The sequence below is a fragment of the Pandoraea nosoerga genome (assembly GCF_902459585.1).
GTDB classification, from domain to species: domain Bacteria; phylum Pseudomonadota; class Gammaproteobacteria; order Burkholderiales; family Burkholderiaceae; genus Pandoraea; species Pandoraea nosoerga.
In genome coordinates this window covers 300,028-312,663 of record NZ_CABPSC010000001.1, presented here as the reverse complement: position 1 = coordinate 312,663, position 12,636 = coordinate 300,028, and the positions used below count along the sequence as shown (strand labels likewise).

The 12,636-nt window shown below is 68.2% G+C and carries 14 protein-coding genes; 7 read left to right on the top strand and 7 right to left on the bottom strand.

The genetic code is table 11. The features are described from left to right. Positions 1-54: 54 nt before the first annotated feature. The 4 genes from PNO31109_RS01370 (at position 55) to phnE (ending at position 4,109) form a co-directional block, all read left to right on the top strand. Positions 55-810 carry a DeoR/GlpR family DNA-binding transcription regulator gene (locus PNO31109_RS01370; protein ID WP_150553840.1) on the top strand — a complete coding sequence of 252 codons (756 nt, stop codon included), beginning with the start codon at positions 55-57 and terminating at the stop codon, positions 808-810. 469 nt (positions 811-1,279) lie between these two features. Beyond that, the gene (gene phnC, locus PNO31109_RS01365; protein WP_150553839.1) at positions 1,280-2,149 is read left to right on the top strand and encodes a phosphonate ABC transporter ATP-binding protein; all 870 of its coding nucleotides are present in this window, start codon (positions 1,280-1,282) and stop codon (positions 2,147-2,149) included. Between the two features lie 16 nt (positions 2,150-2,165). Further along, positions 2,166-3,134 (top strand): phosphonate ABC transporter substrate-binding protein, encoded by a 969-nt coding sequence (gene phnD / locus PNO31109_RS01360; RefSeq protein WP_150553838.1) that lies wholly within the window; start codon positions 2,166-2,168, stop codon positions 3,132-3,134. A 150-nt stretch (positions 3,135-3,284) separates the two neighbouring features. Continuing rightward, complete coding sequence (gene phnE, locus PNO31109_RS01355) at positions 3,285-4,109, top strand: phosphonate ABC transporter, permease protein PhnE (protein WP_150553837.1); 825 nt, start codon at positions 3,285-3,287, stop codon at positions 4,107-4,109. 72 nt (positions 4,110-4,181) lie between these two features. On the opposite strand, the gene PNO31109_RS01350 is transcribed toward phnE, so the two are convergent. The 7 genes from PNO31109_RS01350 to phnG all read right to left on the bottom strand — a co-directional run bounded on the left by PNO31109_RS01350 (position 4,182) and on the right by phnG (position 10,256). Continuing rightward, entirely contained in the window at positions 4,182-5,318 is a 1,137-nt protein-coding gene (locus PNO31109_RS01350) for an alpha-D-ribose 1-methylphosphonate 5-triphosphate diphosphatase (RefSeq protein WP_150553836.1), read from the bottom strand. Positions 5,319-5,334: 16 nt separating this feature from the next. Further along, entirely contained in the window at positions 5,335-6,048 is a 714-nt protein-coding gene (gene phnL, locus PNO31109_RS01345; RefSeq protein ID WP_241013741.1) for a phosphonate C-P lyase system protein PhnL, read from the bottom strand. Positions 6,049-6,131: 83 nt separating this feature from the next. Further along, positions 6,132-6,947 carry a phosphonate C-P lyase system protein PhnK gene (gene phnK, locus PNO31109_RS01340; RefSeq protein ID WP_150553834.1) on the bottom strand — a complete coding sequence of 272 codons (816 nt, stop codon included), beginning with the start codon at positions 6,945-6,947 and terminating at the stop codon, positions 6,132-6,134. Further along, a complete protein-coding gene (locus PNO31109_RS01335; RefSeq protein WP_150553833.1) occupies positions 6,944-7,852 on the bottom strand; it encodes an alpha-D-ribose 1-methylphosphonate 5-phosphate C-P-lyase PhnJ in 909 nt (302 codons plus the stop codon). The genes phnK and PNO31109_RS01335 overlap by 4 nt, the downstream gene beginning before the upstream one ends. Further along, positions 7,849-9,093, bottom strand: coding sequence for a carbon-phosphorus lyase complex subunit (locus PNO31109_RS01330; protein WP_150553832.1), 1,245 nt, complete (start codon positions 9,091-9,093; stop codon positions 7,849-7,851). The genes PNO31109_RS01335 and PNO31109_RS01330 overlap by 4 nt, the downstream gene beginning before the upstream one ends. Beyond that, on the bottom strand, positions 9,093-9,767 hold the full coding sequence (phnH, locus tag PNO31109_RS01325) for a phosphonate C-P lyase system protein PhnH (protein ID WP_241013718.1): 675 nt from the start codon (positions 9,765-9,767) through the stop codon (positions 9,093-9,095). The genes PNO31109_RS01330 and phnH overlap by 1 nt, the downstream gene beginning before the upstream one ends. A 6-nt stretch (positions 9,768-9,773) precedes the next feature. Continuing rightward, entirely contained in the window at positions 9,774-10,256 is a 483-nt protein-coding gene (phnG, locus tag PNO31109_RS01320) for a phosphonate C-P lyase system protein PhnG (protein WP_150553830.1), read from the bottom strand. A gap of 93 nt (positions 10,257-10,349) precedes the next feature. Here phnG and phnF point away from each other — a divergent pair, with 93 nt between their 5' ends. Genes phnF through phnN form a run of 3 tightly spaced genes read left to right on the top strand, consistent with a single transcriptional unit; the run spans position 10,350 to position 12,438 of the window. After that, entirely contained in the window at positions 10,350-11,111 is a 762-nt protein-coding gene (gene phnF / locus PNO31109_RS01315) for a phosphonate metabolism transcriptional regulator PhnF (RefSeq protein WP_150553829.1), read from the top strand. Then, complete coding sequence (locus PNO31109_RS01310; protein WP_150553828.1) at positions 11,108-11,869, top strand: DUF1045 domain-containing protein; 762 nt, start codon at positions 11,108-11,110, stop codon at positions 11,867-11,869. The genes phnF and PNO31109_RS01310 overlap by 4 nt, the downstream gene beginning before the upstream one ends. Next, positions 11,866-12,438, top strand: coding sequence for a phosphonate metabolism protein/1,5-bisphosphokinase (PRPP-forming) PhnN (gene phnN, locus PNO31109_RS01305; RefSeq protein ID WP_150553827.1), 573 nt, complete (start codon positions 11,866-11,868; stop codon positions 12,436-12,438). The genes PNO31109_RS01310 and phnN overlap by 4 nt, the downstream gene beginning before the upstream one ends. Positions 12,439-12,636: the final 198 nt, after the last annotated feature.

Here is a 12,636-nt window from a genome sequence, read left to right as displayed (position 1 = left end):
CTCGGTGCCGCCGTCGACAAAATGAATTCGTAGTTCAACCGACACTGTCCGAACATGCTTGCCGAACAACGCCAACAATACGTGCTCGAACAACTCGCCAAGACCGGGGCGCTTGCCATCAGCGATCTGGTGCGCGAGCTCGGCGTCTCGCGAGAGACGGTGCGTCGAGATCTGAACACGCTCGCCGCACGCGGGCTGCTGCTCATGACGCACGGCGGCGCGCTCGCCGCCGATCGCAGCGAACCGGACTGGACGCTGCGCGAGAACGTCAATGCCGTGGGCAAGCGCGCCATCGGCGTGCGCGCGGCGGAACTCGTGCCCGACGGTGCGTCGGTCATCATCGACTATGGCACCACGACGCGTGCGCTCGCGCAGGCGCTGCTCTCGAAACACAGGCTGCGCGTGTACACCAACGACTGGCAGATCGCGCGCCTGCTGGGGCGTCACCACGACAATCGCGTCACGCTGCTCGGCGGCGAACTGCAGGACAACGAAGACGCCGTGCAGGGCTGGGACGCCATCAACCAGATCGCCCAATACCACGCGGACTTCGCGTTCATCGGCGTGGGCGGCGTGACCGAGGACGGCGGCATCACCGACTTCAACCGTGCCGCCGCCGAACTGCGGGCGCGCATGCTGCTGTGCGCGAACGTGTCGGCCGTGGTCGCCGACCACACGAAGTTCGGGCGTGTGACGCCCGTGCGCATCCGCCACTTCGAAGCGGCGCGCTACCTCATCAGCGACGCGGCGCCGCACAAGGCCATGCTCGCACAGTTGCGCGCCCGCGGGCCCGAGCTTCTTGTCGCCTAGCGGCGTCGCGCCACAGCACGCCACACGTCGCCACGCGGCAAAGGCGCACACCCGTCCGTCTACACATCCGTATGTCTTCGCGCCGCCGGTGTCCTGTGCGGCGCTGCGAGCTTCGGGCGTTGGGCAACGTCGCGCCCCGCACCTCCAAAAGATGTAGACAAAATTGTGTGCGCGAGGGCGGCCCCCCCGGCTGCCCGCCCGTTCGGCCGCGCCCGCGAGCCGTAGGCGCAGGGCGCTCCGCGCCATGGAAAATCCTCCCAAATCATTGACCGAATAAGGCTTTTTCACTCGCGGGGAAAAGCTCGCCGGTTGTCACTGTCTTGTCATCCAGACTTTTTAGACTGCGTTCACTTTTGGCACAAATTGCCACAAAACAGCTAGTCGGGCGATGCGCGCGCGGCCGCTTCCGTCGGGGCGGACACAGCGGCGCGCGTCGGTGGCGACCGGCGATTCGACTAACAGGTGAACCGTGGACGAAGCGATTCGAATCGAGCGACTGACCAAGACATTCGGCAGCGGGCGCCGCGCGCTGGACGAAGTGGCGCTCAAGGTCATGCCGGGCGAGATGGTGGCGCTCATCGGGGCGTCGGGCTCGGGCAAGTCGACGCTGATGCGTCACATCGCCGGCTTCGTCGCGGCCGATCCGCAGCCGGGCAGCATCGAGATCCTCGGTCGTCCGATCCAGCGCGACGGCCGCATCGTGCGCGAGGTGCGCCAGATCCGGCGCGACATCGGCTTCGTCTTCCAGCAATTCAATCTCGTGGGCCGTCTGCCCGTAATCACCAACGTGCTCACGGGCGTGCTCGCCCGCGTGCCGCTGTGGCGCAGCCTGATGTTCCGCTTCACGCCTGCCGAGCGCCAGGCGGCGATCGCCGCGCTTGGCGAGGTGGGCATTGCCGATCTTGCGTTCCAGCGCGCGAGCACGCTCTCGGGCGGCCAGCAGCAGCGCGCGGCACTGGCGCGCACGCTGGTGCAGGGCGCGAAGATCATTCTCGCCGACGAGCCGATCGCCTCGCTCGACCCGGAGTCGGCGCGCAAGGTCATGGACATGCTCGCGCGCATGAACCGCGACCACAAGCTGACGGTCGTCGTCTCGCTGCATCAGGTCGACGTGGCCATGCGCTACTGCGTGCGCACGGTCGCGTTGCACCAGGGGCGTGTGGTGTACGACGGCCCGTCCTCGGCGCTCACGCCCGATCTGCTGCGCCGGCTGTACGGCGTGCAGGCGAGCGAGTTGCTCAACGACGCTCCCGACGAAGCCTCGGAGGGCGCGGCGGGCACGAATGCAGCCGACGCGCAAACCCCCTTTCTAACCTCGATGTCCCTCAGCCTGACCTGACCAGGAGCCTGCTCTCATGAAACTGTGGAAAACCCTGCTGGCCGGCGCGGCCATGTTCGCTTCGGTGGCGGCGGCGCACGCGCAGGAAATCAACTTCGGCATCATCTCGACCGACTCCAGCGCCGCGCTGCGTCAGCGCTGGCAGCCGCTCATCGACGACATGGAGAAGCAGACGGGCCTGAAGGTGACGCCGTTCTTCGCCACCGACTACGCCGGCGTGATCGAAGGCATGCGCTTTAACAAGGTGCAGCTCGCGTGGATGGGAAACAAGGGCGCGATGGAAGCCGTGGACCGCTCGCAAGGCGAAGTCTTCGCGAAGATCGTCTACGCCGACGGCACCGAGGGCTATTACTCGCTGCTGATCTCGAACAAGTCGAGCCCGTACAAGACACTCGACGACGTGATCCGGAACGGCAAGAAAATCAACTTCGGCCTGGGCGATCCGACTTCGACGTCGGGCACGCTGGTGCCGGGCTACTACGTGTTCGCGAAGCACAACATCGACCCGCGCACGTACTTCAAGAGCGCGCGCAGCTCGAACCACGGTGCGAACCTGATGGCGGTGCTCAACAATCAGGTCGACGTCGCCACGAACAACACCGAAGAGCTCAACAAGCTCGAAGCCACGCAGCCGGAGAAGGCCAGGCAGGTGCACGTGATCTGGAAGTCGCCGCTCATCCCTTCGGACCCGCTGCTCTGGCGCAAGGACCTGCCGGACGCCACGAAGAAGAAGATCCGCGACTTCTTCCTGTCGTATGGCAAGGACGCGCATGAGAAGGAAGTCCTGAAGAACATCTACAACTACGGCGGTTTCCGCGCGTCGACCGACGCCCAACTGTTGCCGATCCGTCAGCTCGAACTGTTCAAGCAGAAGGTGCAGCTCGAATCGGACACCACGCTCGACGCCGCCAGGAAGAAATCGCAACTGGCCGACATCGACAGCAAGCTCGCGGCGCTCGATCAGGCGCTCAGCCAGACGAAGTAACCGTTTCACGACGCAGTTCGTGCCGGCGCATGACGCGATGGCGTTCCGCGCCGGCCGGGCGCGGCGGGCAGGCAGCAGGGCCCGCCGCTGCCGCTGCGGTCCGATTTTTCGCCGGTTGAGGTCAGGCCGGTCCGACTTGTGGCAAACGACATGAACACCAGCGTACCCTCCACTGCAAGCGCCGCGCCCGGCGCGACCGGCCGTCTGCCGGGCGAGCCGCCCAAGCGCTCGTGGCTGTCTCTGACCGGCTGGGGGCTTTTCTTTCTGGTGCTGGTATGGTCGTGGGGCGGTGCGGACATGCGCCCGCTCGATCTGCTTCGCGACTCGGGCAACATGAGCCAGTTCGCGCACGACTTCTTTCCGCCCGACTTCCGTGACTGGCGCGTGTACGTGCACGAGATGATGGTGACCATCCACATCGCGGTGTGGGGCACGGTGCTCGCCGTGGCATGCTCGATCCCGATGGGCTTGCTCTCGGCGTCGAACATGGTGCCCGCATGGGTGTATCAACCGGTGCGCCGTGTGATGGACGCTTGCCGGGCGATCAACGAAATGGTGTTCGCGATGTTGTTCATCGTGGCCGTTGGGCTGGGGCCGTTCGCGGGTGTGCTCGCGCTGTGGGTGCACACGACAGGTACGCTCTCGAAGCTCTTCGCCGAGGCCGTCGAGGCGATCGACCCGCGTCCGGTCGAGGGTGTGCGCGCCACGGGCGCGCGCGCCATCGACGAAATCCTGTACGGCGTGCTGCCGCAGGTCATGCCGCTGTGGATTTCCTACACGCTGTACCGTTTTGAATCGAACGTGCGCTCGGCGTCCGTCGTCGGCATGGTCGGCGCCGGCGGCATCGGCGTGGTGCTATACGAAGTGATTCGCAGCTTCCAGTACGCCCAGACGTGCGCCGTGATGCTCATCATGATCGTCGTGGTGACCTGCATCGACGTGTTCTCCGCGCGCGTGCGAAAGATGGTGATCTGACGCCACGATGGCGCGGTCGCCAAAAAACGCCGGTCGCTCGGGACCGGCGTCATGGCTTTGCACGCCAGCGCATCAGGCCACACGCGCGCCCAGCACATAGGTCGCGCGCGGCACCGGGGGCATGCCGGGGCGCACGGTCACGCGCACCAGGTCCGCACGCAGGCCCGGCACGATGCCGCCGCGGTCCGCAAGACCGGCGGAGCGGGCCGGATTCCACGACACCGTGCGCATTGCCTTCGACAGCGACCAGCCAATGTCGGTGTGCAGCGCGAACGCGGCCTGCAACAGGCTCGGCGGCACGTAATCCGACGACAGTATGTCGAGCACGCCCTCTCTGGCGAGGTCCGCGGCTGCCACGTTACCCGAGTGGGACCCGCCGCGCACGACGTTCGGCGCGCCCATGATCACCCCGATCGCGCGCGCGTGCGCGCTGCGTGCGGCGGCCAGCGTCGTCGGGAATTCGGATAGGGTCACGCCGTCGCGCACGGCCTCCTCCACGTGCTCGAGCGACGTGTCGTCGTGGCTGGCCAGCGGCAGCCCGCGTGCGCGGCTCATCTCCACGATCCTGCGGCGATGCGGGCCGGCGAACGCTGCCTGCTGCGCCTTGAGCTCGCCCAGCATCTTCTCCCAGGTCTCGTCCGACACCTTGCCGTTGCGCTCGTGATACTGACGGTACAGCGCCGGGTCGTGCCACTGACGCTGCCCCGGCGTGTGGTCCATGACCGACACCAGGCGCAGCAGCGGGTGATCGCACATCTCGACGAACGCATCGGCAGCGTCGCGCGTGGCGACTTCGCAGCGCAGATGCAGAAAGTGATCGGCGCGAAACAGGCCGGCGGCCGCCGTCTCGAGCAAGGCCTGCCCGCATTCGTCCTGCACGCGGCGGCTACGCAGGCCGCTCGCGTCGCGCTCGCCGATGACGAGCGAATCGAAGACCGTGGTAATGCCGGCGGCCGCGACCTGCGCGTCGTGAATGGCAAATGCCGCATGCGTGTTCCACAGCACGCCCGGGCGAGGTGCGAGGTGCTTCTCCAGATTATCGGTGTGCAATTCGACCAGACCGGGCAGCAGATGGTCGCCCTCCCAGTCGACGGCATCCGGCACCTGCGTCGTGCCTTCCTCCACGGAGCGAATGCGGCCCTCGCGCACTTCCACGACACCGGTGAAGGTGGTCTGCGGCGTGACGATGTGGGCGTTCTTGATGAGCATGGACGGACTCCGGGGATCAATGATCGTTGCGAAGCGCCGCACGCATGGCGAGCGTGCGTGTGGCGACCGCGTCGCGCGTCGCTTCGTCGTGGAAGATGCCGACGATGGCGCTGCCCGCCGCACGCGCTTCGACAATCAGGTCGGCCACGACGGCGCGATTGCGCGCATCGAGCGACGCCGTCGGCTCGTCGAGCAACAGCACCGGGGCGGCGGCGATCAGTCCGCGCGCGATGTTGATGCGCTGCTGCTCGCCGCCCGAGAAGGTGGCGGGCGCAAGCTCCCACAGCCGCTCCGGGATGTTCAGGCGGGCGAGCAGCTCGCGCGCGCGCCCGGCGGCGTCGGCGTGCGCGTGACCGAGACGCCGCAGCGGCTCGGCCACGATATCTAGCGTGCTCACGCGCGGAATCACGCGCAGGAACTGGCTGACGTAGCCGAGCGTGGTGCGGCGCACGGCGAGCACGTCGCGCGCGCCGGCCGTGCTCAGGTCGACCCAACGCTCGCCATCGCCGTGCGAGGCGTCCCGGTGCCGGATTTCGATGCGTCCCGCGCCCACCAGGTAGTTGCCGTAGAGGCAGCGCAGCAGCGTGCTTTTGCCGGCGCCGGAGGGGCCGACGAGCGCCACGCATTCGCCGCGCCGCACCGTCAGATCCACGCCGTCGAGCGCGGGAATCGTCGCGCCGCCCTGCGCGTGCAGACAGAAGGTCTTGTGCAGGCCCTGGGCGCGCAGCATCACGTCGCGATCGCGCGTGGCGAGCGAGACCGACGCGTGCCCTAGCGGGCCCGGACCGGGGGGGAGGGGAAAGGTCGTCGCGCTCATACGGGCAGTACCGAGGAAACCAGCAGTTGCGTGTAGGGGTGTTGCGGGTCGTCGAGCACCTGGTCGGTGAGCCCGGATTCGACGACGCGCCCGGCCTGCATCACGATCAGGCGGTGGGCAATGAGCCGTGCCACGCCGATATCGTGCGTGACGATGATGGCTGCCAGATGAAGGCGTTCGACGAGCGAGCGCAGCAGATCGAGCAAGCGGGCCTGCACCGACACGTCGAGGCCGGCGGTCGGCTCGTCCATGAACACGAGACGCGGTTCGGTCACCAGGTTGCGCGCGATCTGCAGGCGCTGCTGCATGCCGCCGGAGAACGTGTCGGGCATGTCGTCCACGCGCGCCGGGTCGAGCTCGACCTGCTCCATCCAGTGCCGTGCCTTCGCGCGAATGTTGCCGAAGTGGCGTGCGCCCACGGCCATCAGCCGGTCGCCGATGTTGCCGCCGGCCGAAACGTTCATGCGTAAGCCGTCGCGCGGGTTCTGTTCCACGAAGCCCCATTCGGTGCGCAGCAGGCGGCGCCTCTGTGCTTCGTCGAGCGCACGCAGATCGTGCTGCGCCCCGTCGGCGCCGCGGTAGTGCAGCGTGCCCGCATCGATCTCGTGACGCAGCGCGAGCGCGTTGAGCAGCGTCGACTTGCCCGAGCCGGACTCGCCCACGACGCAAATGACTTCGCCCGGCCACAGATCGAACGAAACGTCCGCGCAACCAATGCGCTGGCCGTAGCGCTTGCCGAGGCCGGCCACGCGAAGCAGCGGGGCGTCCCCGGCCGGCGCAGTGCGCAATGCGGTATCCGGATGCGCGCTCATGCGTTCTCTCCGGCGCCCGGCGCGTCGGCGCGGCCGCCGCAATAGTCGCTGTCCGAGCACACGTACATGCGCGTGCCCGCGTCGTCGGTGATCACTTCGTCGAGGAAGCTGTCCGTCGCGCCGCACAGCGCGCAGTGGGTTTCCCACTTCTGAATGGCAAACGGATGGTCGTCGAAGTCGAGACTCTCGACCGGCGTGTATGGCGGAATCGCATACAGACGCCGTTCGCGTCCCGCACCGAAGAGTTGCAGCGCCGGGTTCATATGCAGCTTGGGGTTGTCGAATTTCGGAATCGGCGAGGGCGACGCGAGATAGCGTCCGTTGACGATCACCGGATAGTCGTAAGTCGTGGCGATCGCGCCGTGCCGCACGATGTCCTCGTACAGGCGCACGCGCATGAGGCCGTATTCGCCGAGCGCGTGCAGCTTGCGCGACTCGGCAATACGCGGCTCGAGACGGAACAGCGGCTCGGGCATCGGCACCTGATAGACCATGATCTGGCCTTCGCGCAGCGGCGTCTCCGGAATGCGGTGACGGGTCTGAATCACGGTGGCCTCGGACGTCCTCGTGGTCGTGGCGACGCCAGCCGTGCGCGCGAAGAAGCGGCGAATGTTCACGGCGTTGGTCGTGTCGTCCGCGCCCTGGTCGATGACCTTGAGCGTGTCGCGCCTGCCGATCACGGCCGCGCTCACCTGAATGCCGCCCGTGCCCCAGCCGTAGGGCAGCGGCATCTCGCGGCTGCCGAACGGCACCTGGTATCCGGGAATCGCCACGGCCTTGAGCAGGCTGCGGCGGATCATGCGTTTGGTCTGCTCGTCGAGAAACGCGAAGTTGTAACCCTCGACGGCGTCGCCGGCCGCCGGGCGGGGCGATGCGCGCTCGCGCGAAATGGCGGCATCGCTCATGCGGCCTCCTTGTTCTGATCGGTGTCCGGCGCGACTGGGGCGGCCGAAGCGACTGAAGCGGCCGAAGCGGTGATGTCGTGCGCATGGGCGGCGCCATGTTTGGCGGCGTGCTCGGCGCGCAGCCGACGCACCAGCGCCAGCTCCGCCTGGAAGTCGACGTAGTGCGGCAGCTTCAGGTGCTGCACGAAGCCCGAGGCTTCCACGTTGTCGCTGTGATAGAGAACGAACTCCTGCTGCTGCGCGGGCGAGGTGACAGCGTCGCCCAGCTCCTGCGTGCGCAACGCGCGCTCGACGAGCGACATCGCCATTGCCTTGCGCTCGTTGTCACCGAACGCAAGGCCGTAACCTTGCGTGAACTGTGGCGCCACGTGCTGGTTGCCGCCGAACTGCGCGACCATCTGGCATTCGGTCACGGTGATCTCGCCAATGTCGATGGCAAAGCCGAGCTCTTCCGGCACGATTTCGACCGCGACCTGTCCGATGCGGATTTCGCCGGCGAACGGGTGGTCGTTGCCGTAGCCGCGCTGCGTCGAATAGCCGAGCGCGAGCAGGAAGCCTTCGTCGCCGCGCGCGAGGTTCTGCAGACGCGCGGTGCGAGGTGCCGGCGTGAACAGCGGCGAATGCACGAGGTCATGCGGTTCGGGGTCCGTGTCGTCGGCGGGCGGCCGCTCGAGCAGGCCGTCGCGCGCCAGAATGTCGGTCACACGCGGCGTGCGGTCGATGGGCGGTACGGCGAATGCCACGGGTGCAGTCCGTGCGTCCGGCGCCGACGCGTCGGTATTCGCGGGCGAGGCCGCGTCGGAGGCGAGCGGTGCGTCGTCGCGCGCATTGTCTTGTGCGAGCAGCGCGAAGTCGAGCAGCCGCTGCGTGTAGTCATACGTGGCCCCCAGGGTCTGTCCGCCGGGCACGTCCTTGAACGTTGCGCAGATGCGCCGCGACAGGCGCATGGCGACCGTGTCGATGGGCAGCGCCGTGCCCAGACGCGGCAGCGTCGTGCGATACGCGCGCAGCAGAAAGATCGCTTCGACGAGATCGCCGGCGGCCTGCTTGATAGCCAGCGCCGCGAGCGTTTCGTCGTACAGCGCGCCTTCGCTCATCACGCGCGCGACTGCGAGGCGCATCTGCTCGCGGATCTGCGTGACGGTGAGCTCGGGCACGCGCGTGTCGCCGCGCCGTGCGCGTGCGAGCAGGTCCCAGGACTGTTCGATGGCACGCTCGCCACCCTTGACGGCGACGTACATCAGCAGACCTCCACATGGGTTGTGCGCGGCAGGCCGAGCACGGTGTCGCCGGCGGTGACCAGCAGATCGAGTCCGGCGGGAAAGCGCGGGGCAAGGGCAGCGCGCGCGCGCCAGAACGCCGCGTCGAGACCGCCGACCGTGACGTCCGAATGCGTGGCAATGCCCGGGCCGCGCAGGCGCAAACGAAGCGCTGCGCGACTTGTCGGCCCCGCATGTCCGTCATGCCCGTCATGTCCACCATGTCCACCGTGACCTGCGTGCAGCGTGGGAACGTCGACGATGAGCGTGGCGGCATGCTCGGGCGACTCGGCCGTGCCGAACGCAAACCGCTCGAGCGCGGGGCAGCGCGCGGGGTCCGTGAGCAGCGCGAACTGCGCGTTGGCCAGTTCCGCTTCGCCGCTCAGCAGGGGCGCACCCGTGTGAAAGCGCAACGCGCTGGCGACTTCCGGCAGCGACGATTGCAGCCAGACGGACGTGGTGGCGTCCGCCAGGGCGAGCAGCGTGGCGCGCGCGGCAACGCTTGCCTCGGCGCTGGGCGCGAGCCGGCTGCCCACGCTGCGCAGTTGCCCGGGCCGGGCGAGCGCGTCGAGCACGGCGCGAAAGACGCCTTGCGCGTCGTGAACCGGGTCGGCAAAACCGGGCTGGAGTTGCGACCAGTCAGGCATCGATGCCATCAGCATTCAGGCCTCCCGAGCCATCGTGAAGAATTCGACACGGCTCGCGGCCGCGTCGGCTTTGTGTTGCGCCGCCGCGGCAGCCAGCCGCTGCGCGATCGCCCTGAGCGGGCCGGCGGCGAGCGTGTCGTGATAGACGGGCATCTGCATGAGGGCGTCGAGCCGCGCCACGCGCTCGGCGCGTTCGGCATCGCGCCCGAGCACGTAACCGGTGCCCACCACGCCGTCGGGCTGGCGCAGGGTGCAGCGCGTCACCGTCGCTTCGCCCAGATTGAAGCGATCGCCGCAGCCGCCCACGCGGCCCTGCACGAGCACGAGGCCAGTCTGCGGCGCGCGCAACCAGACGAATCCGGGAGCGCCGGCGCAGCGCGCAATGGCGCCGTCCAGCTCATCGCGGGTGGCGCGGGCAAGCAGCGCGAGCCAGCGCGCGCGCGCTGGCGGCGCGGCGGCGCCCTCGTTGCCTGTCGTGCCGGAATTTGTGTTTGGCATGATTGTCTAGTCGTATAGACGTGTGTATGATCATCGAGACATCGGAGGGGTAATGCACGCGAACCCATTACAACTTTGCCGGGTGTCAATTTGATGACAGCACAACTCGAACGCGGCGGCGGTGTGGCCGTCTGGCGGCAGATCGCGCAGATTCTCGCCGCGGAAATCGGTCAGCGCCGGTATGGCGAGGGGGCGCCGGACGATCGCCTGCCCAGCGAGACCGAGCTCGCACAGCGCTTCGGCGTGAATCGTCACACCGTGCGGCGCGCGATTCTCGGACTCGCGCAGCAGGGGCTCGTGAGCGTGGAGCACGGGCGCGGCACGTTCGTGCAGGCGGGCGCCATCGGCTACGTGATCGGCCGCCGCACGCGCTTTACCGAAAATCTCTCGCAGCACAATCTCAAGACGGCGCAGCAGATCGTTTCGGCGCACAAGCGCAAAGCCGAGGCCCATGTGGCGCAGGCGCTGGGGCTGCGCGCCGGCTCGCCGGTCTATCGTGTCGAGCTCGCGCGCCGCAGTCTCGATGCGCAGGGCGTCGAATTGCCGCTCGCCTACAGCGAGAACTGGTTTCCGGCGGCGCGCTTTCCCGACTTCCCCGACGCTTTCGCGCAGCACCCGAGCATCAGCGAAACGCTTGCGAGCTTCGGCGTGACCGACTATACGCGCCGGGAGAGCCGCATCGGCGCGCGGCTGCCCGATGCGCAGATCGCGCGTCATCTCGGTATCAATCGCCAGCAGCCCGTGCTGAGCGTGGAGAGCACGGACGTGGACGAAGCGGGCAAGCCGATCAAGTACGGTATCGCCTACTTCCCGGCCGACCGCATGCAACTCGTCGTGCATGGGGAGACGGCATGACGGTCGCGCCCCGCCGCCAACCGCTGCCCGATCTCGACCTCGCCGTGGCGCGCTTTGCCGTCTACTACGCGCCGCCGCCCGGCTCGTGCTGGTGGAACGAAGGCAGCCGCTGGCTGGGCCGCGACGCCATCACCGGCCGCCAACTCGCTTGTCCGCACGTTCCCGGCCTCTCCCGCGCGCTCCGCGACCTGACGGGCGAGCCGCGCCGCTACGGCTTGCACGCCACGCTCAAGGCGCCAATGCGCCTGACACCGGACGCGCGCGTCGACGCGCTTTTCACGACAGCGGCCGGTGTGGCGGCACGCCACGCGGCTTTCGATCTGCCCGTGCAGGCGGACCTCATCGACACCGGGTGCGGCAAGCGCCCCGGCTTCGTCGCGTTGCGCCCGAAAGCGAACGATCCGGCCGGCGCGGCGATGCAATCGCTGGCGGCCGACTGCGTGCGCGCGTTCGACGCGTTGCGCGCCCCGCTGACCGAGGCCGAATGCGAACGCCGGCAAGCGCAGCGGCTTTCATCGCGCCAGCGCGAATTGCTTGCGCGGTGGGGCTATCCGCACGTGCTCGACGAATTCCGTTTTCACGTCACGCTATCGGACCGTGTCGACGCGGCGGACGCTTCGGCGATGATCGACTGGTGGCAGCCGCGCGCGCAGGCGCTCGGTGCGATGCGCGTCGAGGCGATCGCGATCTTCGTCCAGCCGGCGCCCGGCGAGCCGTTCATGCTTCACGAGCGATTCACCCTCGGGGAGGCGGCATGACGAAAGCGCATCTCTTCTATGTGATGGGGCCGTCCGGCGCGGGCAAGGACTCGTTGCTCGCCTACGCGCGCGAGCGGCTCGACACGGCGGCGTGCGGCACGCCGCCCGTGCTGTTCGCGCACCGCTACATCACGCGAGCGCCCGCGCACGGCGAGAACCACATCGCGCTCACGCATGCGGAGTTCGCACAGCGGCGAGCGCTGGGCTGCTTCGCGCTCGACTGGGAGAGCCACGATTGCCGGTACGGCGTCGGTGTGGAGATCGACGCGTGGATGGCGGCCGGTGCGAACGTGGTCGTGAACGGCTCGCGTGCCTTTCTCGGGCGGGCCGTGCGCCGTTACGGCGAGCGGCTGCATCTCGTGGAAGTCCGCGTCGATCCGCAGGTGCGGGCATTGCGCCTGGCCCGACGCGGCCGCGAAACCGGCGACGCGCTGCACAAGCGCGTGACGCATCGCGTCGCGTGGACGCCGCCCGACGGCGTGCCGCTCACCGTCGTCTCCAACGACGGCGCTCTCGCGGAAGCCGGCGACCGTCTGGTGGCCGTGCTCACGTCGCCGGGAAAGGGTTGAGCGACGCGACTTCGCTGGCTCGCCGGCGGGATGGCGATGGCGATGGCGCGGCGGCCATTGCGCCATGAGTCGCACGAAGCTCGCACCGCGTCTCCGGGGAGGGCATGGCGGTGCATGGCCCGGGTTTCGTGACGGCCATATGTCAGTCGCTATATCCGCCCTTCCTCCCCACGTTTCTGTGGCAATATGTGTTGTAAT

Coding starts and splice junctions, on each gene's coding strand:
- phnE (WP_150553837.1), top strand. CDS start 3,285: ATGAACACCAGCGTACCCTCCACTGCAAGCGCCGCGCCCGGCGCGACC.
- phnK (WP_150553834.1), bottom strand. CDS start 6,947: ATGAGCGCGCATCCGGATACCGCATTGCGCACTGCGCCGGCCGGGGAC.
- phnD (WP_150553838.1), top strand. CDS start 2,166: ATGAAACTGTGGAAAACCCTGCTGGCCGGCGCGGCCATGTTCGCTTCG.
- phnH (WP_241013718.1), bottom strand. CDS start 9,767: ATGGCATCGATGCCTGACTGGTCGCAACTCCAGCCCGGTTTTGCCGAC.
- PNO31109_RS01310 (WP_150553828.1), top strand. CDS start 11,108: ATGACGGTCGCGCCCCGCCGCCAACCGCTGCCCGATCTCGACCTCGCC.
- phnG (WP_150553830.1), bottom strand. CDS start 10,256: ATGCCAAACACAAATTCCGGCACGACAGGCAACGAGGGCGCCGCCGCG.
- PNO31109_RS01350 (WP_150553836.1), bottom strand. CDS start 5,318: ATGCTCATCAAGAACGCCCACATCGTCACGCCGCAGACCACCTTCACC.
- phnF (WP_150553829.1), top strand. CDS start 10,350: ATGACAGCACAACTCGAACGCGGCGGCGGTGTGGCCGTCTGGCGGCAG.
- PNO31109_RS01370 (WP_150553840.1), top strand. CDS start 55: ATGCTTGCCGAACAACGCCAACAATACGTGCTCGAACAACTCGCCAAG.
- phnL (WP_241013741.1), bottom strand. CDS start 6,048: ATGCTGCGCGCCCAGGGCCTGCACAAGACCTTCTGTCTGCACGCGCAG.
- PNO31109_RS01335 (WP_150553833.1), bottom strand. CDS start 7,852: ATGAGCGATGCCGCCATTTCGCGCGAGCGCGCATCGCCCCGCCCGGCG.
- PNO31109_RS01330 (WP_150553832.1), bottom strand. CDS start 9,093: ATGTACGTCGCCGTCAAGGGTGGCGAGCGTGCCATCGAACAGTCCTGG.
- phnN (WP_150553827.1), top strand. CDS start 11,866: ATGACGAAAGCGCATCTCTTCTATGTGATGGGGCCGTCCGGCGCGGGC.